The organism is Nonomuraea rubra (assembly GCF_014207985.1).
Lineage (GTDB): Bacteria > Actinomycetota > Actinomycetes > Streptosporangiales > Streptosporangiaceae > Nonomuraea > Nonomuraea rubra.
The window spans coordinates 5,554,049-5,577,332 of the sequence record NZ_JACHMI010000001.1; the positions used below are offsets into that span (position 1 = coordinate 5,554,049).

A 23,284-nucleotide genomic window follows, 5' to 3' on the forward strand; every position below is an offset into this window, starting at 1 on the left:
GCCCGCCCGCGGCGTTCGGCCGGTGCCTGGAACCGGCCGCGAGGAGGGCCCGGCAGCTAGATGACCTAGCAGGCCCCGGGGGGCCTGCCTGGAATCGAACCAGGAGAAGGAAGCTGCCGGATGGCCTCGCGGCACGGCGTGCGAGGAAGGCGGGAAGGCTAGAGTTTTCTTTTTGAAAGAGGAGAAGGAAGCCCTCCCATGGCCTCGCGATCCGCACTGTATCAGGCGGGGATCAGCTCGTGCAGCGTCGCCGGCGTGTACACCCGGGCACCCTCCGGCAGACCGGCCGGCGCCTGCAACCCGATGTACGTGGTGTGCTCCCCGGCGGAGCCGCGGCGCGCGAGCAGGTCGGCCAGGTGGCGGACGCGCAGGTGGTCGCGTTCGACGATCGAGCGCACCAGCAGCGAGGTCGTGACGCGGTTGCCCTCCACCTGGTTGAAGCCGGGGCGTCCCTTCAGGTAGAGGTGCAGCCACTTCGCCTGCCAGGTGCCGTCCTCGCCGCGCAGGAAGGCCAGGGGCAGCGCGATGCGGCCCGCGCCGCGCAGGTCGGACTTCATCCGGACGGTGCGCGGCTCGAACGGCCTGCCCTTCTGCCCGCCGTCCCTGGTCATGAACCCGAAGAACGCCTCTGCGGCCTCGTCGAACGGCTCCCCGGCGTAGAGGTACACCTGCGGGATGATGATCGGCTTGGTCGCCTGGGGGAGGCGGATGTCGATGAACTCGCTCGCGCCGGCGGCGGCGTCGGTGAGGTCGCCGGAGTAGGTGGCGAAGGCGTTGTGGTAGTTGGTCCAGGAGACGTGCTCGGGGTCGCCGAAGGAGGCGTCCAGCATCAGGGCCGACAGGTCGTAGTCGGTGCGCCGCTCGGCCTGGCGCCAGTGGACGAAGAAGCGCAGCAGCTCGCCGTTCACGGCCGACAGCGAGCCGCGCGGCAGCATGCCGAGCCCGGGCGCGACGGCCTTGCCCGACAGCGGCAGGGCGACGTCGAGCACGTCCGGATCGATGATCAGGTTGCCGGGATCGGGCAGGCGGCGGATGATCTCCTCGTCCAGCACGGCCACCGCCCGCGACAGGACGCTCTCCTCGATCGGGGAGCGGGCGTCGGGCGTGGTCCACGCCCGGCCGTGCCGGTTGGCGAAGACCCGGCCGGCGACGGGCCCGAGCCGGTTGTGCAGGTGCTCGCGCAGCGACAGCAGGACTCTTCCGGACGCGCCGGCGGCGGCCTGCCCGGCGGCGTCGAGCACGGCCGAGGGGTCGTCGGCGGTGCGCAGCAGGTGGTCCAGCCGGCGCAGCAGCGCACCGGGCGCCTGGGCGAGCAGACCGAGCGCCTCCCCGGTGCGGCCCTGTGCCAGGGACGACTCCAGCCGGCTGCCGAGGCCGCGCGCCCGGCGGGCCCCGCGGGCGACCTCGAAGACCTGCGCGGCGCGCGGGAAGCGCGGGTGCTCGTGCGGGTGCAGCCGCTCGCCGAGCCGCTTCCACTGCTCGCGGTGGCGCGGCACGTCGCCGAGCCTGGCCGGCGACGCGACCGCGTCCAGCGCCTGGAGCAGGGCGCGGCGCTCGGCCCGGCGGAACGAGCGGAACCGGGTGAGGGTGGCCAGCGTGACGTCGCCGCCGGAGGCGCCGCAGGCCAGCCGGAGCACGTCGGTCACCGTGTCGACGAGCAGCGGCCGGCCCGCGGCCAGGCGCTCCTCGTTGACGACCGCGCGGTTCTCGCGCACCGGGATGTGCTCCGGCTCGTCCGGGCAGAACGCGGCCAGGGCCCGCAGCGCCGTCAGGTCCTCGGCGGGCAGCGGCACCTGCGAGCCGGCCATCGACCAGAACAGCTCGCGGGCCTCCGACTCCAGGCTCGCGCCCAGGTCCAGCACGGTCACGCGGTCGCCGGCCAGCGGGATCAGCTCGGCGTGCGCGGCCAGGAGGTCGGCGTAGGTGTGCTGGTAGCGGCCGTAGCCGGGCAGCGCGAGCAGGTTGAGCGTGGCCGGCCGGACGCGGGCGGCGGCGACGGGGTCGAGCAGCGCCTCCCGCAGCAGGCCCGCCCAGAATTCCATGGTGTCGGGCACGTTGCTGGGGAAGCCGATGAAGTAGGCGTTGTGCCGCACGTGGTCGCCCACGAGCTCGCGGACGGCGGCCAGCACCCGTACGCCGAGGTCGAGGACCGTCTCGCCGCGCAGCGCCCCCAGCCGCTCCAGCAGGGCCGCCGAGCACTTGAAGCCGACGCTCAGCAGCGCGGCGTCGAGCTGGCGGGCGGCCGCCTCTCCCCATCCCGGGTGGCCGCCGGCGGGGGCATCGCCGATCGGTACGCGCAGGCGGCGGGCGATGACGAGCGCTTCAAGATTCTCCACTGGCGCACCCTATAGCCGGTACGCGGGGGTATGCCGCGCTTTTTCCTTCGAATCGGGGTTGACCGGAGTCGGCTAATGACATTAGCCTATGGGCTATGGAGATAAACCACGGGACCGAGTTCCTGGACCTCGACGGTGGCCGGCTCGCCTACGACGTGACCGGGCAGGGCCCGCTGATCGTGCTCGCCCACGGCATGGGCGACAACAGGGCGGTCTACCGCGAGCTGGCGGCGGAGCTGGTGGCCGCCGGGTTCCGGGTGGCGAGCATGGATCTGCGCGGCCACGGCGAGTCCAGCACCGGCTGGCCGTCGTACACGCGCACCGACGTCGCCGGCGACCTGCTCGCCCTGATCGGGCACCTGGGCGGCCCCGCCGTGATCGTGGGCCACTCCTTCGCCGGCGGCGCCGCCACCATCGCGGCCGCCCAGGAGCCCGGCCTGGTCAGCGCCATCGTCGAGCTCGGCCCGTTCACCCGCGCCCAGCAGGTGAACCTGGGCGCGCTGATCTCCAACGCCCGCTACCGCAAGGGCATGACCCTGCTGCTGGGGGCCGGCCTGTTCCGCAGCGTGGGGATGTGGAAGCGCTACCTCGACCACGCCTACCCGGGCGCCAAGCCCGCCGGGCACGCCCAGCACGTCGCCGCGCTGGAGGCCGACCTGCGCAGGCCGGGCCGGATGGCCGTGGTCGCCAGGTTCGGCACGTCCGCGCCCACCGACGCGGGCGCCCGGCTCGGCGACGTCCGCTGCCCGGCCCTGATCGTCATGGGCACGCTCGACCCCGACTGGGCCGACCCCAGGGCCGAGGGCGAGGGCATCGTGGCCGGCATGCCGCCGGGAACGGCCCGGCTGCACCTGGTGGAAGGGGCCGGTCACTACGCGCACGCGCAGTTCCCCGCCGCCGTCGCCGCGGCCGTCCTGGACTTCCTCGGGGCCGGTGCGCGTGGCTAGGCCGGCTCTGTCCCCAGACGCGATCGTCGACCTCGCGCTGCGCGTCGTCGACGAGGGCGGGCCCGCGGCACTGACGCTGTCGGCGGTGGCCGGCGCGGCGGGCGTCGCGCCTCCGTCGCTGTACAAGCACGTGCGCAACCTGGCCGAGCTGCGGGCGCTGGTGTCCGCGCGGGTCATCGACGAGCTGGCCGCCCAGGCCGGCGAGGCCGTGCTCGGCCGCTCCGCCGACGACGCGGTCCGCGCGCTGATGAAGGCGTGGCGGGCCTACGTACGGCGATGCCCGAACCGCTACGCCGCGCTCATCCAGGCCCCCGAGCCGCGCACGGCGGAGGCCGGGGCCCGCCTGCTCACCATCATGTCCGCCACGCTGCGGGCCTACGGGATGAAGGACTCGGCGGCCATCCACGCGGCCCGCAGCCTGCGCGCGGCCGTCCACGGGTTCGCCGTCCTGGAGGCCGAAGGCGCCTTCGGCCTGCCCGAGGACCTGGAGGAGAGCTACGACCTGCTGATCCACATGGTGATCGCCGGGCTGCACACCCCTCCAGGGCGCTAGCGGGACGCCTCTCACGCCTCCCACGGCGAGCGGTAGGACGGCCGGTAGGCACGCAGCCGCAGCCGCAGGGTGAGCGTGATTGTGGTGCCCGCCGGCAGCTCCACGGTCAGGTACGGCCCGCCCACCGCCTGCCCGGCGGCCGAGACCACCGGCTCGTGGTGCACGTACTCGGTGTCGTGGCCGGTCCAGCCGGGCTCGGCCGCCGTCGCCACGGCGCTCACGATCTCGTGCTCGCCGAACGCCCCGCCCTGCACGACGACCGTCCTGTCGCACGTCGCCGACAGGTTGACCAGGGTGACCACCGTGGCCTCCGGCTCGATCGCGCTGACCAGCGCCGCCACCTGGTCGGGCACGCCGGGACGGCGGCGCCGGGCGTCGAAGTAACGCACCCGGGCCTGCTGCAGGCCGCCGTTGTAGACGACCTGCGGGCCGCCCCACATGAGCTGGGCCAGCGCCTCGGTCACCACCGGATTGACGTTCTGCCACAGGTGAATGGCCTCCTCCGGCAGGTCGCGATCGGCGTTGGCGAGCAGCAGCGCGATGCGGCGGCGGGCCTGGGCGTGCGCGGCGGCCAGAATCCGCTCGGGGTAGTCCGGATTGTCGCCGCACAGGTACGCGTACCACGGCTCCTCGTGCCCGGCCTCCTCCTTGTCGCGGAAGGGCCGCACGGTCGCCCAGTCGTAACCGGCGGCGGCCCGCAGCGCGTCGAGACGGGCGCGGTCCTCGGCGGCGCCGGTGTGGTGCCAGAGCGCGAAGGGGACCGACGTCTGGATCGGGTTGTAGTCGAACCAGCCCCGGTCGCTGTGCCGATAGGGCACGAGCAGCGTCGGCACGTACGCGTCGGGACCGAGGTGGGCGCGCCAGCGGCCCTGGTTGGCCGAGTCGCTCTCGTCGAAGGCCAGCTTGACGCCGCGCTCGATGACCGCGTCCAGCAGCGAGCGGACGAAACCGAGGTAGGAGTCGTCGCCGGTGGCCAGGGCGGCGCTCAGCGCGCCGACGGCCGCCGCCTGGCCGATGCTGTACAGGCCGTGCGGCCAGGTCCAGCCGTAGTGGCCGCCGTACCAGCGGCCGTCGAGCAGGCTGCCCACCACGCCGTCGGGGCCGACGTTGTCGGGCACGACGCCGCCGTTGGCCTCGGCCCTGCGCTGCCAGGCACCGACGTACTCGCGCAGCCAGTCGGCGTAGCGCCGCTCGCCGCCGGCGAGGTAGGCGTTGCAGACCAGGCCGGCCACGCTGAGGTTGCCGACGGCGTCGCCGCGGCCCAGGCGGCGCTGCATCTCGGCGCCGAGCCGCGGGTCCCCGGCGAGCGGGGGCACGGGCGTGCCGCCGGGCACCAGCCAGTCGAGCGGGTAGCCGTACTGGGCGGCCTCCGCCTCGGTCCACGGGTACGCGGGCGTGTCGGACACGCCGTCGCGGGCGCCCCGGCTGCCGTTGTGCGGGGCCTTGATGATGCACAGCTCGGGGTCGTAGTTGCCGTTGGCGGGGAAGAGGTAGAGGTCGGCGAAGCGGGTGGCCCGCTCGCCCCAGGAATGCGGGTCGGCGGCGGTCAGGAAGTACGTGAACAGCAGGCTCTCGCCCTGGTGGAACCAGTCGTAGCCGATCTCGAACTCGTCGGCGAACATGCCCAGCTCCGTCATCTGGGCCACCACGCCGTGCCAGTGCCGCGCGCAGGTCTCCAGCAGGTCGTCCGCGCCTCCCAGCAGATAGAGCTGCGGCCAGTTGAAGAACGGCTCGAAGAAGTCGTCCGCGCCGTCGCGCGAGGACAGCCGGCCCTCGTAGCGCAGCGAGCCGTCCGGCCTGGTGTAGCGGTCGCTGAACAGCCGCCACCCGCTGTCGAGCAGGTCCAGCAGGGCCCGCTGGGACAGCGCCCAGGCCGGGGGATCAAGGACGGGCACACTGGCCGTCACGGTGGCACTGCGGTGCGTCATGCGGTGAGAGCTCCTCAAGGTTCAGCCCTTGGTCGCGCCGGCGGTCAGCCCGGCGACCAGGAAACGCTGCGAGAACAGGAAGACCAGCAGCACGGGGGTGATCGACAGCAGCGTGGCCAGGACCAGCTCCGGCGGCTGCACCTCGGCGTTGGCGCCGACGACGGGATTGAAGGTGGGGGTCGCCGCCAGCATCTGGGTCAGGCCGACCTGCATGGGGTAGTTGTCGCTGTCCGGCAGCATCACGTACGGCAGGAAGAAGTTGTTCCAGTTCGTCACGAAGCTGAAGAAGGCGACCAGCGCGACGACCGGCTTGGCCAGCGGCAGCGCCACCCGCGCGAACGTGGCCGACTCGCCGCAGCCGTCCAGGCGCGCGGAGTCCAGCAGCTCGGCGGGCACGCTGGTGGAGAAGTAGATGTAGGTCAGGTACACGCCGAACGGGAAGAACGACATCGGCAGCACCACCGACGCCGTCGTGTTGACCAGCCCCAGGTAGCTGAACTCCAGGAAGATCGGCAGCACCAGGGCGGTGGCCGGCATCAGCATCACCACGAGCGTGACGACGAGCAGCAGGCGGCGGCCCCGGAACCTCGTCAGCGCCAGCGCGTAGCCCGCCGGGATGCTCACCAGCAGCGTGAGCGCCACCGACAGTGCGGCGTAGAGCACCGAGTTGCCCATCCAGGTCGCCACCGTGCCGTCCTGGAAGGACATGAGATGGCGCCAGTTGTCCAGCAGCGCGGCGATCGAGCCGGGGGAGAGCGGGTTGTCCTGGATCAGGCCGGCCGGCGTCTTGGTGGCCGCCAGCACCAGCCACACCATCGGCAGCACGAAGAACAGCGCGAACCCGGCCAGCACGGCGGCGACCAGCACGCGCACCACCAGGCGGGCCGGGTGGTCAGTCCGCATCGAACAGCCCTCCCTTGGCGACGAACAGGCCGGCGCAGCACAGCGCCACGATCAGCAGGTCGATCGCGATGGCGGCCGAGCCGTTGAAGTCGTTCTGGTCGAAGGCGTACAGGTAGGCGAGCTGGTTGAGCGAGTAGTCGGTGCCGACGACGCCGAAGCTCGCCTGGGAGATGAGCTGCGGCTCGACGAAGAGCTGGGTGCCGGCCGCGAGGGAGAGGATCAGCATGTACACGATCCACTTGCGCAGCATCGGCAGCTGCACGCGCAGCGCGGTGCGCAGCGGGCCCGCGCCGTCCACCCTGGCGGCCTCGATGACCTCGTGCGGGATGCTGTTCAGCGCGCCGTACATGATGACGATCCAGCCGCCCGCGCCGGTCCAGAACGCGATGATCGTGAACAGCCACGGCAGGTGCCCGGGCGCGACGACGGCCACGAACGTCGAGCCCCACAACGTACGGACGACGCCGTCGATCGGGCTCACGGACGGGTCCAGCATGAACAGCCACAGCAGCACGCTGGACGCGCCGGCCAGCGCGCCCGGCACGTAGTAGACGAACCGCAGCACCGCCCGCGACCAGGCCGCGGCCAGCCGGTGCACCAGCAGCGCCAGCGCCAGGACCAGCACGGTCAGCGTGACCAGCCACAGTGCCAGGTACGTGCCCACGTGCCCGACGGCGGCCAGGAAGCGGTGGTCCTGGGCGGTGCGCACGAAGTTGGCGAGCCCGGCGAAGCGCCCGCCGGCGTCGGTGAAGGCCAGGTTGAGCGCGTACGCGGTCGGGACGAGGCCGAAGGCCACGAGCAGGACCACGTACCCGGAGACGAAGACGTGCCCCGCCGCCGGCCGCCAGGCGCGGGAACGGCTCCCGGCTCGCGAGCCGGCGGCGGCCATCGCGGGAGCGCTCATCCGGCGACCTGGTAGCCGAGCACCTGGGCCTGCTGCTCGATCGCGGTCTGCCACTCCGGCAGCAGCGACTCAACGGTCTTGCCCGCGGTCTGGGCGGGAATGACCGTCTTGGCCCACACCGCCTCCTGGCTGAACTCGGGCGAGCCCCAGCCCGGCCAGACCTGATCGGCCGCGGCGGTGATCGGGGCGGCGATGTCGCCGGCGTAGTAGCCGCTGTCCTGCTGCTTGGCGATCCACTTGGCCGCCGCGGGGGAGTACGCGGGGTAGCCGGGCGACTTGTCCACCTGGTACGCGTCGGCGGTGGTGACCCAGGTGACGAAGTCCCTGGCGGCCTCCAGGCGGGCGCTGTGCCGCGAGACCCACCAGGCGCCGCCGCCGACGTTGCCCGTCACGGGCGGGCTCTGGTCCGCCCAGTGCAGCGCGTCGCCGACCGCGAGCGTGCCCTTGGGCGTCTTGAGCGCACCCTGGAACACCGCGCCGCCGTACCAGGCGGGGCCGGGCAGCATGAGCACCTTGTCGCCCTGGTTCTTGGCGAAGTCGGGGCCGAAGAGCGGCAGCAGGGACATGGTCTTGTTCGCGACGAGCTTGTCGATCAGCTTCGCGGCCCGCACGCACGCCGGGTCGGTGGCCTTGACGGTGATCGCCTTGGCGGCGGTGACCTGGTTGGCCGGGCACTGCGCGCCCCACATGTAGATCTCGGGCGCCCAGGCGTCGCCGGCCGTGCCGACGAGGTAGCCCGGGTGCTCGGCCGCCACCCTCTCGCCCAGCGCCTGGTACTCCTCCCAGGTCGCCGGCACCTCGTAGCCGAACTCGTCCAGCAGCTTCTTGTTGTACCAGAGCACCACCTGGGCCAGGTCGTTGCGCAGGCAGTAGACGGTGCCGTCCACCGTGCACACGTCCAGTGCGCCCTTGGCGAACCCGCTCAGCGTGTTCCGGTCGATCAGGCCCTTGTCCAGCGGGGCGACGAAGGCGCCGGAGCCCTGCGAGGCCCAGGAGGCGGTGTTGTTGTCGGTGGTGAACACGACGTCCGGCCAGCCCTCGCCGGCCCGGTTGAAGAGCTGGACCTTGGTCTTGAGCGAGTTGGAGCCGTTGGCGTTGCCGTCGTAGGTGACGATGTCGAGCTGCGCGCCGGGGTGCGCGGCCTGGTACGCCTTCGCCGCGTCCAGCCGGGTGGAGTCGACCCAGACCACGAGCTTGCCGTCCTCCTGCGGGGCCGGGGCGAAGCCGTACTTGGAGGAGGAGGCGGAGTCGGAGGCGGGGGTGGCGGTGCCGGGCCGCTCGGTGCCGGCGGGGTTGGGCGGGCCGCAGGCCGCGACGGTGAACAGGACCGCGGTGATGAGGATCGCCGGGCTGCGTCGTCTCATGTGGTGTTCCTCGGGGGGACGAAAGGCGGAAGTGAGCTACGTAAACGCCGCGTTTCGGGATATGACATCATACGTGTGATGTCATTTACAATGGCCTATACTCAAGGCGGTCCGGAGATCAGGACCATCAGTGCTCGGGAGGGCACGTGACACAGCACGCACCGGCAGGCCCGCGCATCGGCGACCCGGCCGGCGACCCAGCCGGAGGCACAGCCGGCCGCACGGCCGAAGGCGCGGCGCAGCCCGCGCGCCGATCGCGGCGCGTGCGCCCGGCCAAGCTGGGCACCACCGTGGTCGAGCAGCTCGTGGACGACATCGTCCGCGGCGTGCTCCGCCCCGGCTCGGCGCTGCCCCCGGAGGGTGAGCTGTGCGAGGAGTTCGGGGTCAGCCGCACCGTGATCCGCGAGTCGGTGAAGATCGTCCAGGAGAAGGGCCTGGTCAGGATCGAGCACGGGCGCGGCACCCAGGTCATGGATCCGCGGCAGTGGAACCTGCTCGACGACGTCGTGCTGACCTCGGTCATCGCGCACGACGAGAACGCGACGTTCCTGGACGAGCTGGTCTCGGTGCGGACGGCGCTGGAGGCGGACATGGCCGCCGCCGCGGCCCGCTTCCACACCGCGCAGGACGACGAGCGCATCGCCGCGGAGCTGGGCACGATGCGGGCGAGCCTGGAGTCACCGCCCGACTTCGGCGCGGCCGACGTGCGCTTCCACGACATGATCATGGCGGCGTCCGGGAACCGGCTCGGCCGGGCGATCGTCAACAGCATCCACGACAAGGCGCGCACCAGCATGCGCTACCACGGCGAGTACAACGACTCGGTCATGCGCCGGACGCTGGAGGAGCACCAGGCGATCAGCGACGCGATCGTGGCGGGCGACCCGGAGGGAGCGGCGGCCGCCATGCGACGCCACATCCTCGATTCGTGGAACCGCCGCCGCCCCGCACCTCACGGCTGATCACGGCCCGGCGCCGGCCCGGCCGAGTGCTGAGGGCGGAATCGGGCCGGGCGCCGGTGTGGCGTCGGCCCGGTCGGGTGGCGGGGCTCAGATCAGGCCGAGTGCCAGCATGGCGTCGGCGACCCGGCGGAAGCCGTCGATGTTGGCCCCGGCCACGTAGTTGCCCGGCATGCCGTACTCGTCCGCGGTCCCCAGGCAGCGGGCGTGGATGTCCTGCATGATCTCGCGCAGGCGGCGCTCGGAGAACTCGAACGTCCACGAGTCGCGGCTGGCGTTCTGCTGCATCTCCAGCGCGCTGGTCGCCACGCCGCCCGCGTTGGCCGCCTTGCCGGGCCCGAACGCGACGCCCGCCTCGACGAACACCTTGATGCCCTCCGGGGTGGTGGGCATGTTGGCGCCCTCGCCGACCGCGACGCAGCCATTGTCCACCATGAGCGCGGCGTCGCGGCCGGTGATCTCGTTCTGCGTGGCGGACGGCATCGCCACCTCGCAGGGCACCTCCCACACGCTGCGGCCGGGCACGAAGGTGACGTGCTCGCCGCCGCGCTCCGCGTACACGTCCAGCCGGGCCCGCTCGATCTGCTTGACCTGCTTGAGCAGGTCCAGGTCGATGCCCTTCTCGTCGAGCACGTAGCCGGAGGAGTCGGAGCAGGCCACCACGACGCCGCCGAGCTGCTGGATCTTCTCGATGGTGTAGATCGCCACGTTGCCGGAGCCGGACACCACGACCCGCTTGCCGTCGAACGACGTGCCGCGCGCCCTGAGCATCTCCTCGACGAAGAACGCGCACCCGTAGCCGGTCGCCTCGGTACGCACCTGGGCGCCGCCGTACACCAGCCCCTTGCCCGTGATCACGCCGGACTCGTAGCGGTTGGTGATGCGCTTGTACTGGCCGAACAGGTAGCCGATCTCCCGCCCGCCGACGCCGATGTCACCGGCCGGCACGTCGGTGTACTCGCCGATGTGCCGGTACAGCTCCGTCATGAAGCTCTGGCAGAAGGCCATCACCTCGCGGTCGGAGCGGCCCTTGGGGTCGAAGTCCGACCCGCCCTTGCCGCCGCCGATCGGCAGGCCCGTCAAGCCGTTCTTGAAGATCTGCTCGAAGCCCAGGAACTTGACGATGCCCAGGTAGACCGAAGGGTGGAAGCGCAATCCGCCCTTGTACGGCCCCAGCGCGCTGTTGAACTCCACCCGGAAGCCGCGGTTGATCTGCACCTGGCCCCGATCGTCCAGCCACGGCACCCGGAAGATGATCTGCCGCTCGGGTTCGCAGATCCGTTCAATGATCTTGGATTCGGCGTATTCGGGATGCTTGCCGAGAACCGGGCCGATGCTGTCGAGCACCTCGCGCACCGCCTGGTGGAACTCGACCTCTCCAGGGTTGCGGCGCAGGACGTTGTCGTAGATCGACGACAGTTTCTCGTGCAAGAGGGACTCCCAACCTCACTGGTGTAGACCACCTCACTTTACGGTTCGGCCCATTGTGAGAAGAACGCGCCCCCGCCCGAAGCGGCAGGTGGCCGCGGGCGCGTCGCCCCGCCCGCGGCCGCCGTCACGCTATTGCACGGTGATCCTGTCCACTTCGACGGTGATGCCCCGGACCTGGGGCGTCGAGGTGGCCGTGGTGACCTTGCCGGTGCCGGGTGCGACCCCTCTGACCCTCATCGAGTACGTCAGCGTGCCGCCGGGGACGGCCGGCGTGCTGGTGACCCGCAGGTCCCCGGTGGGCGGCCCGGCGATCTGGGCGCCCGCCGTGCCCTCCTCGTTCTCGGCGCCCACGGTGAGGCCGTAGCTCGCGGGCGGCTCGCCCGGCAGGTCGGCCGGGTTGTAGACGTAGCTGATGTCCTCGGCGCCGCCGAGCCCGATCCACTGCTGGAAGACCTTGCGGGCCGTGGTGCCGAACAGGTTGACCCGCCACTCGACGACCAGCCAGCTGTTCGTCCCGTCCGACAGGACCGTGGCCAGGATGCCCGGCGCGCCGGTGCCGTCCAGGTCGGTCCAGTAGGGGGCCAGCACGCCGTTCGGGCGGGCCGGGTCGGGCAGCGTCTGCGGCACGAAGTCGATGTCGCCGGACGTGGCGCCGCCCGCGACGCTGTAGCCGTTGGAGGTCACGCCCAGCCGGGTGTGGCTCCTGCCCGCGAAGGTGAACGGGGCCGGAGGCGTGAGGTTGAGCGCCTGCTCGTCCCCGATCGGGATCGGGGTGACGCCGAAGTCGTCCAGCGGGATGTACCCGGCTGGGCTCGCGCCCGGCGCGATCGACGGGCTGGCGGGCTGCCTGGCGGCCAGCGTCGCGGTGGTGGTCGCGATCTGGCTGCCGATCCTGGTGGCGCCGGTGACGCCGTTGAGCCGCAGGCGGGCGTCGAGCGTGCTCACCGCGGTCACCTTGGCGTCCTTCAGCGTGTCGTTCGCGAGGGTGACCGTGCAGGTGGACTCGCCGGTGTTCCTGGGGATCGACGCCGGCGCGCAGGTCTGGTCCACCGGGATCGCGCCCTCCTTGCGGAAGAACGCGACCGGCAGGTGCAGCGCGCGGGAGCCGCCGGACTGCTTGAGGTCCACCTGCCCGAAGTACTGCCCGTCGGGCAGGTCGGGCGCGGTGATCACGATGCTGAGCCTGGCGCTCTTGCCCGGCGCGACGGTGAAGCGGGGCGGCAGCACCGTGATGGCGGCGCCGCTGACGGTCCTGCCGGAGGCGGTGAAGGTGAGGCTCCTGTTCGTGACGTTGGTGACCGTGCGCTCGGCGGTGATCACGCCCGGCATGACGGGGGCGTTCACCGACGGCAGGTTGAGGTCGATGCGGTTGAGCGGGTCGGCGGCCGAGGCGACGAAGTCCGCGGCGCTCTCGTCCAGGGTCAGGCCCGGGTCACCGGCCTTGGTGAGGTCGATGCGCCCGCCGCCCATGTCGAACGGGTCCGCAGGCGTCGTCCTGTCCTGCTTGGTGACCGCCGTCCTGGCCGTGGTCTCCAGGGCGGACTTGACCTGCCCCGGCGTCCAGCTTGGATGCAGCGCGAACAGCAGCGCCGCCGCTCCCGCCACGTGCGGCGCCGACATGGAGGTGCCCGAGATGACCTGGTAGAGGTTGCCGGGCGGCCCTTCCGCCGGCGACTCCGGCGTCGGGGTCATGCCGGCCATGATGTGCAGGCCGGGCGCGGTGACGTCCGGCTTGAGGAAGTCGCCGCCGGGGCCGCGCGAGGAGAAGTGCGTGATCGCGTCGCCCTGCCAGGTGCTCTTCGTGCCCTGGGTGAACGAGGCCGCGGCGTCCGGATGCGCGGCCAGGAAGCCCAGCAGCGTGTCCGCCTCGGGCTTGTCGAGGTGCACCGACGGGATCCAGTGCGCGTCGGTGAAGACGTCGAACGGGAACGTGTTGTAGATGATCATGCCGGCCGCGCCGCCCTGCATGACGTTGAAGCTCTTCATCACCCGGTTCGGGGTGCGCTCACAGGCGACGATCTTCCCGGTGAACGTGCCGGGCGGCGCCGGAGTGAGACAGGTCGCGTCGTTGTACGGCGGCGCCGAGGCGAGCACCACGGGCAGCGGCGAGCCGAGCCCCTGCGTGATCGAGGCACCCTTGACCGTCGCCGTGGCGCCGCCGCCGGTCAGCGTGAGGGTGGACTGGAACGTCCTGGTCTGCGTGGAGGCGGCCACCGTGGTCGTCCAGGGGCCGAGGTGGTCGGTGGTGTCCGCGCCGGGCCCGGCGTTGCCCGCCGACGCCGACACCAGCACGCCCGCCGCGTACGCGTCGAGGAAGGCCAGCTCCACCGGGTCGCTGTACGGGTCGCTGCCGCCGGAGATCGAGAAGTTCAGCACCTGGGCGCCGTCCAGGATGGCCCTGGCCACCGCCTGCGCCGAGTCCGACGGGAAGCAGCCCTGCGCGCCGCACACCTTGTAGACCGACACCGCCGCGCCGGGCGCGATGCCGTGGATCGGGCCGCGGCCGATGCCCAGCGGGTTCGCCTCGGCGACCGGGCCGCCCGCCGACGTGCTCGCGGTGTGGGTGCCGTGGCCGTTGGAGTCGCGGGCGCTGTCGGGGTAGACCTCGCCGCCGAAGACCGCGTTGTACGTCTCCAGGAACGGCTGCCCGCCGATCAGCTTGTTGTTGCAGGTGAACGGGTCGGCGGCCGGGGTGGTCGGGTTGTCGCCGAAGTCGCAGACCCGCGTGGTGCCGTCCTCGGTGGGCGGCGGGGCGGGCAGGCCGGGCCGGGCGGCGAACGACGGGTGCTCGGGCCAGGCGCCGCTGTCCAGCACGCCCACGATCACTCCCTTGCCGGCCGTCTTAGCGGTGTCGCCGAGCTTGCCGTAGATCGCGGGGGCGCCGATGAAGGCGGGGCTGGAGTCGGTGAGCAGCTGCTGCGGCTTGTCCTCCTGCACGGCGACCGCGCCGGGCAGCTTCAGCACCTCCGCCGCCTGGTCGCCGGGGATGCGCAGGGCGATGCCGCCGTACACCGTCCTGATGCGCTGGCCGGGGACGGCACCGGGGATCTGCCTGGACAGCTCGGCGAGGAAGGCGTTCTCGATCTCCTCGATGTGCTCGGCGTACCTCCTGGCGTCGGCGCCGTCGGCGTCCAGGGCCCGGCCCGTCACGGACGGGCTCGTGCCCGGCAGGCCGGCCACGCCGCCCCGGTAGGCGGCCAGCGAGTCGTAGTCCAGCTTGACCACGACGTTGACCGGCGCGGTGGAGGTGCTGCTCAGCAGCGCCTGGTCGCTCTTGGCGAGCTTGCCCGTCGGGGACTTGGCGCCCTCGACGACCTCGGCGGGGGCGAGCGGGGTGGACGTCCACTTCTTGGCCGGCGGGGACGGCGGCGGGCTCGCCGCGGCCGCCGCCGGGCTGATGGCCAGGACGACGCTCAGCGCGACGGCGGCGGGGACGAGCCGCCGCGCGCGGGATAACAGGGCACCGGATGACACGGGGGACCTCCTTGGCGAGGGGCTGCGAGGCCCGCCAGGGAGGCGTCACGTCACCCGTCCGCGGGTACGCCGGAGGGAGCGCTGACCCTCCCCGGCGGGCGACGAACGGGAACTCATCTTGGTCCGACCGGAGTGTAGGCAGCGATCGACGCCGGAGAATCCCACCCGAGTTGCCAGAATCTCCCGCGGAATCCGGCACACTTCACGATCGACATCTCCCGTTCGAGATGCTCCGCGCCGGATGGACGCCCCCGGCACCTCCGCCCGCGCCGGCCCCGCCTTCCACCCCGGCGTCCTGGGGCCGCCGTGGCGGGCGGAGCGTCGCCGCGCGACCGCCGAAACGATGGGCTACTGTCGTTTTAGTGACACACGGTCAGTCAAGATCGTCCGAGCGGGTCCCTGCACGGGAGTTGACATGAGCGATTCTGTGACATTGCCCCTGCACATGCGGCGCAGCGGGTTCGATCCCGACCCCGAGCTGTCGGCGCTGCGCGACGGGGAGGGCGTCCGCCGGGTGCCCACCGTGTTCGGCATCGAAGCGTGGGTCGTCAGCCGGTTCTCCGACGTGCGGGAGGTGCTCGGCGACTCCGGACGCTTCAGCAACGCCGAGGTCATCGGGTTCCGGGCGGCCGACCGGCCGCAGTACAGCGAGGAGCAGCTCAGGACGATGCGGGCGGGCAACCTGCTCGCCTTCGACCCGCCCGAGCACACCCGGCTGCGCCGCATCCTGACGCCCGAGTTCACCATGCGGCGGATGCGCCGCCTGGAGCCGCGCATCCACGAGATCGTCCAGGAGCACCTGGACGCGATGGAGCGTGACGGGGCGCCGGCCGACCTGGTCTCCGCCTTCGCCCTGCCGATCCCCTCGCTGGTCATCTGCGAGCTGCTGGGCGTGCCGTACGCCGACCGCGGCGAGTTCCAGCGGCGTACCGGCATGGTGCTGGACATCTCGCTGCCGGTCGAGGAGCGGCAGGCGGCCAGCCTGGAACAGCGCTCCTACATGGCAGGGCTCGTCGCCCGCGCCCAGGCCGCGCCCGGCGACGACATGCTCGGCATGCTGGTGCGCGAGCACGGCGACGACCTGTCCACCGACGAGCTGGTGGGCATCGCCGGGCTCCTGCTGCTGGCCGGCCACGAGACCACCTCCAACATGCTCGGCCTCGGCACCCTGGCCCTGCTGCGCCATCCCGACCAGCTCGGCCTGCTCAGGAAGGAGCCCGAGCGGATCGGCGCCACCGTCGAGGAGCTGCTGCGCTGGCTGAGCATCGTGCACTCCGGCACGAGCAAGATCACCACGACCGAGGTCGAGCTGTCCGGCACCCGCATCCCGGCCGGCGAGCTCGTGCTGTGCGCGCTGCCCGCGGCCAACCGCGACCCGGCGTTCCTCGCCGACCCCGACCGTCTCGACATCACCCGCGGCGACCTCGGCCACGTCGCCTTCGGTCACGGCGTGCACCACTGCCTGGGCGCGCCGCTGGCCAGGATGGAGATGCGCATCGCCTTCCCGGCGCTGTTCGAGCGGTTCCCCGGGCTGCGCGAGACCGGCACCCCGCCGGAGTTCCGCTCCTTCAACGTCGTGTACGGCCTGTCCGCCTTCGAAGTCGCCTGGTGACAGCCCGCTCATCCCGGCTGCTAGCGTTCACCGTGTGCACGAGCAGCGACAGCGAGCCGACGCGCTGCGCAACGCCGACAGGATCGTCCGGGCCGCCATCGCGATCCTGCGCGAACGCGGCCCCGAGGTCTCCCTCGACGAGATCGCCCGGCAGGCGGGCATCGGGAGCGCCACCGTCTACCGGCGCTTCGGCGACCGCGACGGCGTGATCAGGGCCGCCTTCGAGACGTACTTCGCCGAGGAGGTGGAGCCGCTGGTGCTGGCCGCCCGCGACGCCGCCGATCCCGGGGGAGCGCTCGCCGGGGCGCTGACGGCGGCGGTCGACACTCTGGCCGCCCACCACGGGCTGCTGAAGGCCGCCCGGCAGTCGGGCGCCTCCACCGTCGACATCGCCGCCCGGTTCATGGGGCCGCTCGGCACCGTCCTGGTCCGGGCGCAGCAGGCCGGGCAGGTGCGCGGCGACCTGGTCGTACGCGACCTCGCCGCGATCGTCGTGATGGCCCTGGCCACCGCGCACCCCCGCGATCCCGCCCATCACGACCCCCGCCGCTACCTGGCCCTGCTGCTGTCGGGCCTGCGGCCGTCGGACGACGGCCTGCCCGCGCCCTCCTCGGCCGAGGGCCCGGTCACGTCCGGGCGTTCCTGGGCAGGAGGAACATGAGCGCGGCCGCGGCGACGTAGCAGGCGACCTGCCAGGGCAGGATCGAGGCCAGGGCGTCGCCGTACGCGAGCAGACCGGAGGCGCCGTCGCGCAGGGAGCCGTCCAGCCGGGCGAAGAACACGCCGCCCAGCACCGCCACGCCCAGCGCGTTGCCGATCTGGGTGATGGTGGTGAGCACGCCGCCCGCCGCTCCCGCGTCCCGCGCGGGCATGCCGGCGAGCACCACGTTGATCAGGGACGGGGCGGTGAGGCCCAGCCCCAGGCCGCCCGCGAACAGGGGCACGGCCAGCTCCCAGTAGGCGGGTCCGGCGCTGTCTCCCACCATGAGGAGCAGCACGACCTGCGACGCCGCGAGCAGCAGCGTGCCGCCGACGAGGACGGCCCGGTGGGCGAACCGGACGCCGATCCCGGAGGTGACGATCGAACCCACGGCGTACGGCAGGATCACCAGCCCCGTCTCCATCGCGGAACGCCCGGCGCCGAGCTGCAGATACAGGGACAGCAGCAGGAAGAAGGAGCCGATCGCGCCGAAGAACAGCACGGAGACCGCCAGGCCGCCGGCGAAGGCACGCACGCGCAGCAGCGCGGGATCGAGGATCGGCTGCCCGCCCCGGCCGGTCAGGCGCCGCTGCCGGAGCAGGAACAGGGCCGCCACGGGCGCCGACAGCGCCAGTACGGCGAAGCCCCACCAGGGCCAGCCCCAGTCGCGTCCCTGGATCAAGGGCAGGAGCAGCAGCGTCGTGGCCGCGGCGGCCAGCGCCGCGCCGGCCAGGTCCAGCCGCGTACGGCCGGGCGAGCGGGACTCGGGCATGAACCGCGCGCCCGCGGCCAGCGCGGCGACCGCGATCGGCACGTTGACCCAGAAGATCGCCCGCCATCCCAGGCCGAACAGGTCGGCCTCGACCAGCAGCCCGCCGAGCAACGGCCCGGCCACCGAGGCCAGGCCGAGCACGGCGCCGTAGGCGCCCAGGGCCCGCGCGCGGGCGCCGGGCTCGAACGAGGCGCGGATGATGCCGAACACCTGCGGGATCATCAGGCCACCTGCCAGGCCCTGCACGACCCGCATGCCGACCAGCGCGCCGGGGCTCGGCGCCAGCCCGCAACCGGCCGAGGCCAGCATGAACGCGGCCAGGCCCAGCAGGAACACGCGGCGGCGCCCGTACAGGTCGCCGAGGCGGCCGCCGGTGATCAGGCCCGCTCCGACGGCGAGGGTGTAGCCGGCCATCATCCACTGGAGCGCGGCCTGGCCGGCGCCGAGGTCCCGGGCGATCGCGGGGGCCGCCACGCTGACGATCGTGGCGTCGAGGAGCTCCATGAAGGACGCGGTGAGGATGGCGGCCAGGGCGACGGCCGCCGCGCGGCCGGTCAGCAGGGCCGCGCTGCCGTCGTGCCGGCGGGTGGGTGTGCTCATGCGGGTTGGACTCCCGTGTGCGGGGGACGGTAAAATGCCTGCGCAACGCAGTAGCTGCGTCGCGCAGCAAAACGTAGCACGAATTTCACTGCGCGGCGCAGCGAAATCGACGGGGAAGGGTGCCACGATGACGGAGCCGGATGCGAGCAGGGAAGCGCTGCTCGCCGAGGTCACTACGGACGTGGTGCCCAGCTGGGCGATCCTGGTCGTCCAGCTCAACAACCTGGTCGCCGAGCGGCTGGGCGTCACCGACACGGACGTGCAATGCCTGCACGTGCTGGGGCGGCACGGCCCGGCGACCCCGGGGATCCTGGCCAAGCACGTGAACCTCACCACCGGCTCGGCCTCCCGCATGATCGACCGGCTGGTGGCCGCGGGCTGCGTCCGGCGGGTGGCCGACCCGCACGACCGCAGGAAGGTGCTCATCGAACCCACCCAGGAAGGGCTCGACCGGGTCACCGCCGCCTACGCGGGGCTGGTCGCCCGGACGCGGGACGATCTCGGCGAGTTCGGCGACGCCGAGCTGCGGACCATCGTCCGCTTCATGAGGACGGCCGAACGCAGCACCGCCGCCGAGATCCACCGGCTGCGGGCCACGGACGACCTCAAGGGAGCTCCCTGACGCCGGCCCGCGGGGCCACCGGCGCGTCGGTGAGGGTTCGCCTGTTCGTCAGGCGCGATTGGCGGTGCCGCTCCGCGTCCGCGTCACGCTGTGAAGATGGTCGATCACGTGGGCGCTGCTACGACCTGCTGCCGCTGGGCCGCCGGATCCTGTCCGACCAGCTGACCTACCCCTTCGGCGAGCACGATGTCGGCGCGCTGCGCCCGGCGATCCCGCTGTACGTGCCCGCCGGCGGCCGGGACCTGCTGCGCGGGCTGGCGGCGCTGTTCCCCCTGCCGACCGCCCCCATCCTGGACCGCGTCTTCGACCTCGCCCTGGACGTGCGGGGATACCGCCCCGGGCAGGAGTTCGAGCTCGGCGGCTGCCATGTCACCATGCACGGGTTGCGCCACGCGCTGCCCAACTGCGGCGCCCGCGTGCGCGGCCCCGCCGCGACCCTGGCCTACACCGGCGACACCGGGGTGACCGGCGCCCTGCACACCCTCGCCGCGGACGCCGGCCTGTTGCTGGCCGAGGCCACGCTGGACCGCACCGACAGCACCTCGCACGGCCACACTTCGACGGTCCCGTGCACCTCGCCGTGCCGGGCCTGGTGCACGAGCTGCCGCCGTACGGGCCTTGAGGTGGTCACCGGTCACGCCTGTCGGTCTCCGGCGAGACGCGGTGATCGCAGGCGTGCGGCGGCCACGGCGAGCAGGGCGACGGCGGCCAGGGCGAAGCCGGCGTTCCCCGCCAGGTCGATCGCCTGCTCCACAGGTACGGCGGGAGGTTGCGCGAAGCCGTGCCAGGCGTAGGTGAGCACGCCGCCGGCCGCCAGCGCGAACACCTGGGCCCGGCCCCAGCCCGCGCGCCGCGACCAGCGGGTCACCAGGCCGCAGACCACGGCGTAGACGGTGAGGTTGACGGCCACGACCGGCCAGCCGCCGAGCGTGTCGAGGGCCATGGCGGCCAGCCAGAACACGGCTCCGGCCACCAGCGAGAAGCCGAGCACCGGCCAGGGTCCCGGCGCCAGTCCCGGCAGCTCCGCCGCCGGCGCCCGGTCCGGCAGTTCGTCCGCCGGGCGGCGGCGGCGCAGGGCGAATGCGATCAGCAGACCGGCAGGCACGACCACGCCCGCGAGCTGGGCGACGGAGAGCTGGTGGGCGGCCGGGTCGAACAGGGCGGTGGCCGCCGCCCCGAGCACGAACAGAACCCCCGTGATCACCAGCCCGGGAAGCCGCAGCCACGGCTGCGCCGCCCTGGACGGCACCAGGGCCTCCACGACCGCGATGGGCACGCAGATGCTGCCCGCCGCGTGCACGCCGCCCAGCACGAAGCTCACCCACCAGGCGCTCACCTCCACGCCGGGGATCCAGGCGTACGCGGTGAGGTCCATGCCGGCGTAGCCGGGGTTGAAGAGCGAGCGCGTCACCAGGCCCTCCTCCAGGAGCCCGTACGCGACGGCGAGCAGCACGATGCCGGGCCAGCCGGCGCCCCTGCGCCTGGCCAGCTCGCGGATGAGCAGCGCGCCGCCCCCGTACAGCGGGGCCAGGGTGATCAGCGCGAACAGCATGGTGACGGGCAGATTGCCCAGCAGGAACTCGCCGATCAGCGGCGACAACAGGAAGAGCCCGAACGCGGGCGCGATGCGTTGGATCATGTCTCCAGCCTCGCCGGGGCGGGGCGGCGCCGGTAGTGACGTTCGTCAGAGCCAGCCCTTGGCCTCGGCCGCACGCGCGGCCTCGGCCCGGTTGCGGGCGCCGAGCTTGCCGATGGCCGATGACAGGTAGTTGCGCACGGTGCCGTCGGACAGGTACAGGCGGCGGGCGATGTCGGCGATGGTGCCGCCCTCGTTGGCGGCGCGCAGCACGTCCCGTTCCCGGCTCGTGAGCGGGTTGGCGCCGGCGGAGAGGCTGGCGGCCGACAGCTTGCGGTCGAACACCCGCTCACCCGCGTGCACCCGCCGCACGGCGTCGGCCAGCTCCCCGGCCCGGGCGTCCTTGACCACGTAGCCGGCCACGCCCGCGTCCATGGCCCGCCGCAGGTACCCGGGGCGGCCGAACGTGGTCAGGATGATCACCCGTACGCCGGTGAGCCCGGCCGCCGTGGTGAGACCGTCACGGCCGGGCATCTCGATGTCGAGCAGCACCACGTCCGGACGCAACCGGGCGACCGCGCCGGGCACCTCGTCACCCCGGCTCACCTGACCGACGACCTCCAGGTCGGGCTCGAGACCGAGCAACGCCGCCAGCGCCTCCCGAACGAGATGCTGATCGTCGGCCAGCAGCACACGGATCACGGCGTCCCCCCGATGGACGGCAGCGGGGGCCGCGTCACGGCGTCCCGCCGATGGACGGCGGCGGGATGCGCGTCACGGTGCGTCCGCCGGAGAGCGCGGGTCATGGCGCGTCCGCCAGGGGCAGCCTGGCCGACAGGAGGAAGCCGCCGCCCTCGGCGGGGCCGCCGTCCAGGGTGCCGCCTGCCACGTGCACGCGCTCGGCCAGCCCGCGCAGGCCGTTCCCGCCGCCGCCGTCGGCGCCCGGGCCCGGGGCGGGGCCGCGTCCGTCGTCGCGCACCTCCGCGTACGCCTCCCCGCCCTCGACGCCGAGGCGGATGTGGCAGCGCCGGGCGCCGCTGTGCCGGACGACGTTCGTCGCGGCCTCCCTGACCACCCAGGCCAGCACCGGCTCCACATCGGCGGGCAGCGGCCCCGCCGCCACCTCCAGCCGCACGCCCGCGGTGCCGAGCGCGCGGCGCGCACCGTCCAGCTCCTCCGGCAGCGACAGCTCCCGATACCCCGCGATCGCCTCGCGCACCTCCGACAACGCCTGCCGGGACAGCTCCTCCACCTCCTCCATCTCGGCCCTGGCCCGTTCCGGGTCGGCGACGGCGAGCCTGCCCGCGAGCTGGCTCTTCACCGTCATCACGGCCAGGCTGTGACCGAGCAGGTCGTGCATGTCGCGGGCGAAGCGCAGCCGTTCGTTGTCCACGGCCAGCCGCTCGACCTTGACGTTGGCCTCGCTCAAAGCCCTGTTCGCGGACTCGAGCCGGAGGAAGGCGCGGATGGCGGCCGTGAACACGACCGTCTGCAACGGCATCCACCAGTACTCGGCCAGCGGCCTGTCCAGCAGCGGCAGGGCCAGCGTGAGCGCCACGACGGTCGCCCCGGCCGCCACCGGCAAGACCCGCTCCGGCAGCGCCGTGGCGACCGCGGTGATGAGGAAGTACGACGTCGCGAACAGCCACATCTCACCCAGGATCGGTGCCATCGCGGCGGTGACCACGTACAGCAGGGCCAGGGCGTACGGGGTGGCGTTGCGGTGCGGCCGCACCAGCGCGGTCCACACGACCCGCAGGTAGAGGACGACGAACCCCGTCACTCCGGCGGCCACCACCACGACCGCGGAGGCGGACGGCGCGGACGCCAGGAACGCGGGCATCGGCCACACCAGGGCGACGAGATAGACGGAGGTCCAGAGCCGGCCCTTCATGCGCCTCACCCTATCCAGCCGCCGATCTCACCCGCCCCTGACGAATGTCACAGCCGCACGCCTCCGGCGGGGAAGCCCGTCCAGCGCAGGTCGGCCGGCAGGTGGCTCATGTCGTTGAACATCACGATCGCCGGCGGCAGGCCGGTCCGATACTGGATGACCGTCAGCGCGGTGTTGCCGCTGTTCAGCCCGAGCCACCGGGACGGCGGCGCGTCCAGCGCGTGCCGCACCAGCCACGCGATCTGGAACGCGTGCGTCACCAGAACCTCGTGACTGTCGGGCCGCGCCCCCTCCGCGTCCGGCTCGGGCACGTTCGCGAACCGGGCGACCAGGGCCTCGGCGAGCTTCGCGCCCGACTCGGCCTCGGCGTCGTCGTAGCCGTCGAAGAAGCCCGCCCAGGCCGGGGGAGTCTCGGCCGCGGCTGGCACGTACGGCACGTGGTCGATGAGCTCGGCGGCCTCGGCCACGGGCACGTCCGGCAGGTGCCGGGCGAGCTCCTGCGCGCTGGCCACGGCACGTGGCAGCGGGGAGTGCCACACGGCGTCGACCGGGACGGCGGCGAGCCGTTCGCCCAGCAGGGCCGCCTGCCGGCGCCCCTCGCCGGTGAGTTCCCCGAACGCGTCGGCCGCGCCGTGGCGTGCCAGGTAGAGGTGTCGCGTCGTCATCAGCGGTCGGGGCGCGGTGCCCCTGCTCCCTTCGGGTCGAGCGG

General features: G+C 72.9%; 18 protein-coding genes. 7 read left to right on the top strand and 11 right to left on the bottom strand.

Annotated elements, in window-relative coordinates:
- Positions 1–221: 221 nt before the first annotated feature.
- A complete protein-coding gene (locus HD593_RS25200; protein WP_185104568.1) occupies positions 222–2,336 on the bottom strand; it encodes a TerD family protein in 2,115 nt (704 codons plus the stop codon).
- A 95-nt stretch (positions 2,337–2,431) separates the two neighbouring features.
- On the opposite strand from HD593_RS25200, the gene HD593_RS25205 reads away from it, so the two are divergent.
- Entirely contained in the window at positions 2,432–3,283 is an 852-nt protein-coding gene (locus HD593_RS25205; protein ID WP_185104569.1) for an alpha/beta fold hydrolase, read from the top strand.
- Positions 3,276–3,836, top strand: coding sequence for a TetR/AcrR family transcriptional regulator (locus tag HD593_RS25210; RefSeq protein WP_185104570.1), 561 nt, complete (start codon positions 3,276–3,278; stop codon positions 3,834–3,836). Before HD593_RS25205 ends, HD593_RS25210 begins: the two co-directional genes overlap by 8 nt.
- A gap of 11 nt (positions 3,837–3,847) precedes the next feature.
- Here the strand turns inward: HD593_RS25210 and HD593_RS25215 are convergent, their stop codons facing one another.
- Genes HD593_RS25215 through HD593_RS25230 form a run of 4 tightly spaced genes read right to left on the bottom strand, consistent with a single transcriptional unit; the run spans position 3,848 to position 8,935 of the window.
- Positions 3,848–5,764, bottom strand: coding sequence for a DUF8034 domain-containing protein (locus HD593_RS25215; protein ID WP_185104571.1), 1,917 nt, complete (start codon positions 5,762–5,764; stop codon positions 3,848–3,850).
- Positions 5,765–5,785: 21 nt separating this feature from the next.
- Positions 5,786–6,667 carry a carbohydrate ABC transporter permease gene (locus tag HD593_RS25220; RefSeq protein WP_185104572.1) on the bottom strand — a complete coding sequence of 294 codons (882 nt, stop codon included), beginning with the start codon at positions 6,665–6,667 and terminating at the stop codon, positions 5,786–5,788.
- On the bottom strand, positions 6,657–7,571 hold the full coding sequence (locus tag HD593_RS25225) for a carbohydrate ABC transporter permease (RefSeq protein WP_185104573.1): 915 nt from the start codon (positions 7,569–7,571) through the stop codon (positions 6,657–6,659). The genes HD593_RS25220 and HD593_RS25225 overlap by 11 nt, the downstream gene beginning before the upstream one ends.
- On the bottom strand, positions 7,568–8,935 hold the full coding sequence (locus HD593_RS25230; protein WP_185104574.1) for an ABC transporter substrate-binding protein: 1,368 nt from the start codon (positions 8,933–8,935) through the stop codon (positions 7,568–7,570). The genes HD593_RS25225 and HD593_RS25230 overlap by 4 nt, the downstream gene beginning before the upstream one ends.
- 146 nt (positions 8,936–9,081) lie before the next feature.
- Between HD593_RS25230 and HD593_RS25235 the strand changes: the two genes are divergently transcribed.
- Positions 9,082–9,897, top strand: a complete 816-nt coding sequence (locus tag HD593_RS25235) for a FadR/GntR family transcriptional regulator (RefSeq protein WP_185104575.1) — start codon at positions 9,082–9,084, stop codon at positions 9,895–9,897.
- 87 nt (positions 9,898–9,984) lie between these two features.
- Here HD593_RS25235 and gdhA read toward each other — a convergent pair whose 3' ends face one another.
- Together gdhA and HD593_RS63570 are read right to left on the bottom strand one after the other, a co-directional pair.
- Complete coding sequence (gdhA, locus tag HD593_RS25240; protein WP_185104576.1) at positions 9,985–11,325, bottom strand: NADP-specific glutamate dehydrogenase; 1,341 nt, start codon at positions 11,323–11,325, stop codon at positions 9,985–9,987.
- Positions 11,326–11,454: 129 nt separating this feature from the next.
- A complete protein-coding gene (locus HD593_RS63570) occupies positions 11,455–14,799 on the bottom strand; it encodes a S8 family serine peptidase (RefSeq protein WP_185104577.1) in 3,345 nt (1,114 codons plus the stop codon).
- Positions 14,800–15,214: 415 nt separating this feature from the next.
- Between HD593_RS63570 and HD593_RS25250 the strand changes: the two genes are divergently transcribed.
- Positions 15,215–16,411, top strand: coding sequence for a cytochrome P450 (locus HD593_RS25250; RefSeq protein ID WP_185104578.1), 1,197 nt, complete (start codon positions 15,215–15,217; stop codon positions 16,409–16,411).
- Between the two features lie 34 nt (positions 16,412–16,445).
- Positions 16,446–17,072 carry a TetR/AcrR family transcriptional regulator gene (locus HD593_RS25255; protein WP_185104579.1) on the top strand — a complete coding sequence of 209 codons (627 nt, stop codon included), beginning with the start codon at positions 16,446–16,448 and terminating at the stop codon, positions 17,070–17,072.
- Here the strand turns inward: HD593_RS25255 and HD593_RS25260 are convergent.
- Positions 17,038–18,483, bottom strand: a complete 1,446-nt coding sequence (locus HD593_RS25260; protein WP_185104580.1) for an MFS transporter — start codon at positions 18,481–18,483, stop codon at positions 17,038–17,040. The genes HD593_RS25255 and HD593_RS25260 overlap by 35 nt on opposite strands.
- Positions 18,484–18,610: 127 nt before the next feature.
- Between HD593_RS25260 and HD593_RS25265 the strand changes: the two genes are divergently transcribed.
- Both HD593_RS25265 and HD593_RS64485 read left to right on the top strand, forming a co-directional pair.
- Positions 18,611–19,105 carry a MarR family winged helix-turn-helix transcriptional regulator gene (locus HD593_RS25265; RefSeq protein ID WP_185104581.1) on the top strand — a complete coding sequence of 165 codons (495 nt, stop codon included), beginning with the start codon at positions 18,611–18,613 and terminating at the stop codon, positions 19,103–19,105.
- 29 nt (positions 19,106–19,134) lie between these two features.
- On the top strand, positions 19,135–19,899 hold the full coding sequence (locus tag HD593_RS64485; protein WP_221524945.1) for an MBL fold metallo-hydrolase: 765 nt from the start codon (positions 19,135–19,137) through the stop codon (positions 19,897–19,899).
- 890 nt (positions 19,900–20,789) lie between these two features.
- On the opposite strand, the gene HD593_RS25275 is transcribed toward HD593_RS64485, so the two are convergent.
- From HD593_RS25275 to HD593_RS25285, 3 genes are all read right to left on the bottom strand, one after another.
- Entirely contained in the window at positions 20,790–21,383 is a 594-nt protein-coding gene (locus HD593_RS25275; RefSeq protein ID WP_185104582.1) for a response regulator transcription factor, read from the bottom strand.
- Positions 21,384–21,483: 100 nt separating this feature from the next.
- Positions 21,484–22,575 carry a sensor histidine kinase gene (locus HD593_RS25280; RefSeq protein ID WP_185104583.1) on the bottom strand — a complete coding sequence of 364 codons (1,092 nt, stop codon included), beginning with the start codon at positions 22,573–22,575 and terminating at the stop codon, positions 21,484–21,486.
- Between the two features lie 47 nt (positions 22,576–22,622).
- The gene (locus HD593_RS25285; protein ID WP_185104584.1) at positions 22,623–23,240 is read right to left on the bottom strand and encodes a histidine phosphatase family protein; all 618 of its coding nucleotides are present in this window, start codon (positions 23,238–23,240) and stop codon (positions 22,623–22,625) included.
- Between the last annotated feature and the right edge of the window lie 44 nt (positions 23,241–23,284).

Coding starts and splice junctions, on each gene's coding strand:
- HD593_RS25205 (WP_185104569.1), top strand. CDS start 2,432: ATGGAGATAAACCACGGGACCGAGTTCCTGGACCTCGACGGTGGCCGG.
- HD593_RS25215 (WP_185104571.1), bottom strand. CDS start 5,764: ATGACGCACCGCAGTGCCACCGTGACGGCCAGTGTGCCCGTCCTTGAT.
- HD593_RS25220 (WP_185104572.1), bottom strand. CDS start 6,667: ATGCGGACTGACCACCCGGCCCGCCTGGTGGTGCGCGTGCTGGTCGCC.
- HD593_RS25225 (WP_185104573.1), bottom strand. CDS start 7,571: ATGAGCGCTCCCGCGATGGCCGCCGCCGGCTCGCGAGCCGGGAGCCGT.
- HD593_RS25230 (WP_185104574.1), bottom strand. CDS start 8,935: ATGAGACGACGCAGCCCGGCGATCCTCATCACCGCGGTCCTGTTCACC.
- HD593_RS25250 (WP_185104578.1), top strand. CDS start 15,215: ATGAGCGATTCTGTGACATTGCCCCTGCACATGCGGCGCAGCGGGTTC.
- HD593_RS25260 (WP_185104580.1), bottom strand. CDS start 18,483: ATGAGCACACCCACCCGCCGGCACGACGGCAGCGCGGCCCTGCTGACC.
- HD593_RS25265 (WP_185104581.1), top strand. CDS start 18,611: ATGACGGAGCCGGATGCGAGCAGGGAAGCGCTGCTCGCCGAGGTCACT.
- HD593_RS25280 (WP_185104583.1), bottom strand. CDS start 22,575: ATGAAGGGCCGGCTCTGGACCTCCGTCTATCTCGTCGCCCTGGTGTGG.
- HD593_RS25285 (WP_185104584.1), bottom strand. CDS start 23,240: ATGACGACGCGACACCTCTACCTGGCACGCCACGGCGCGGCCGACGCG.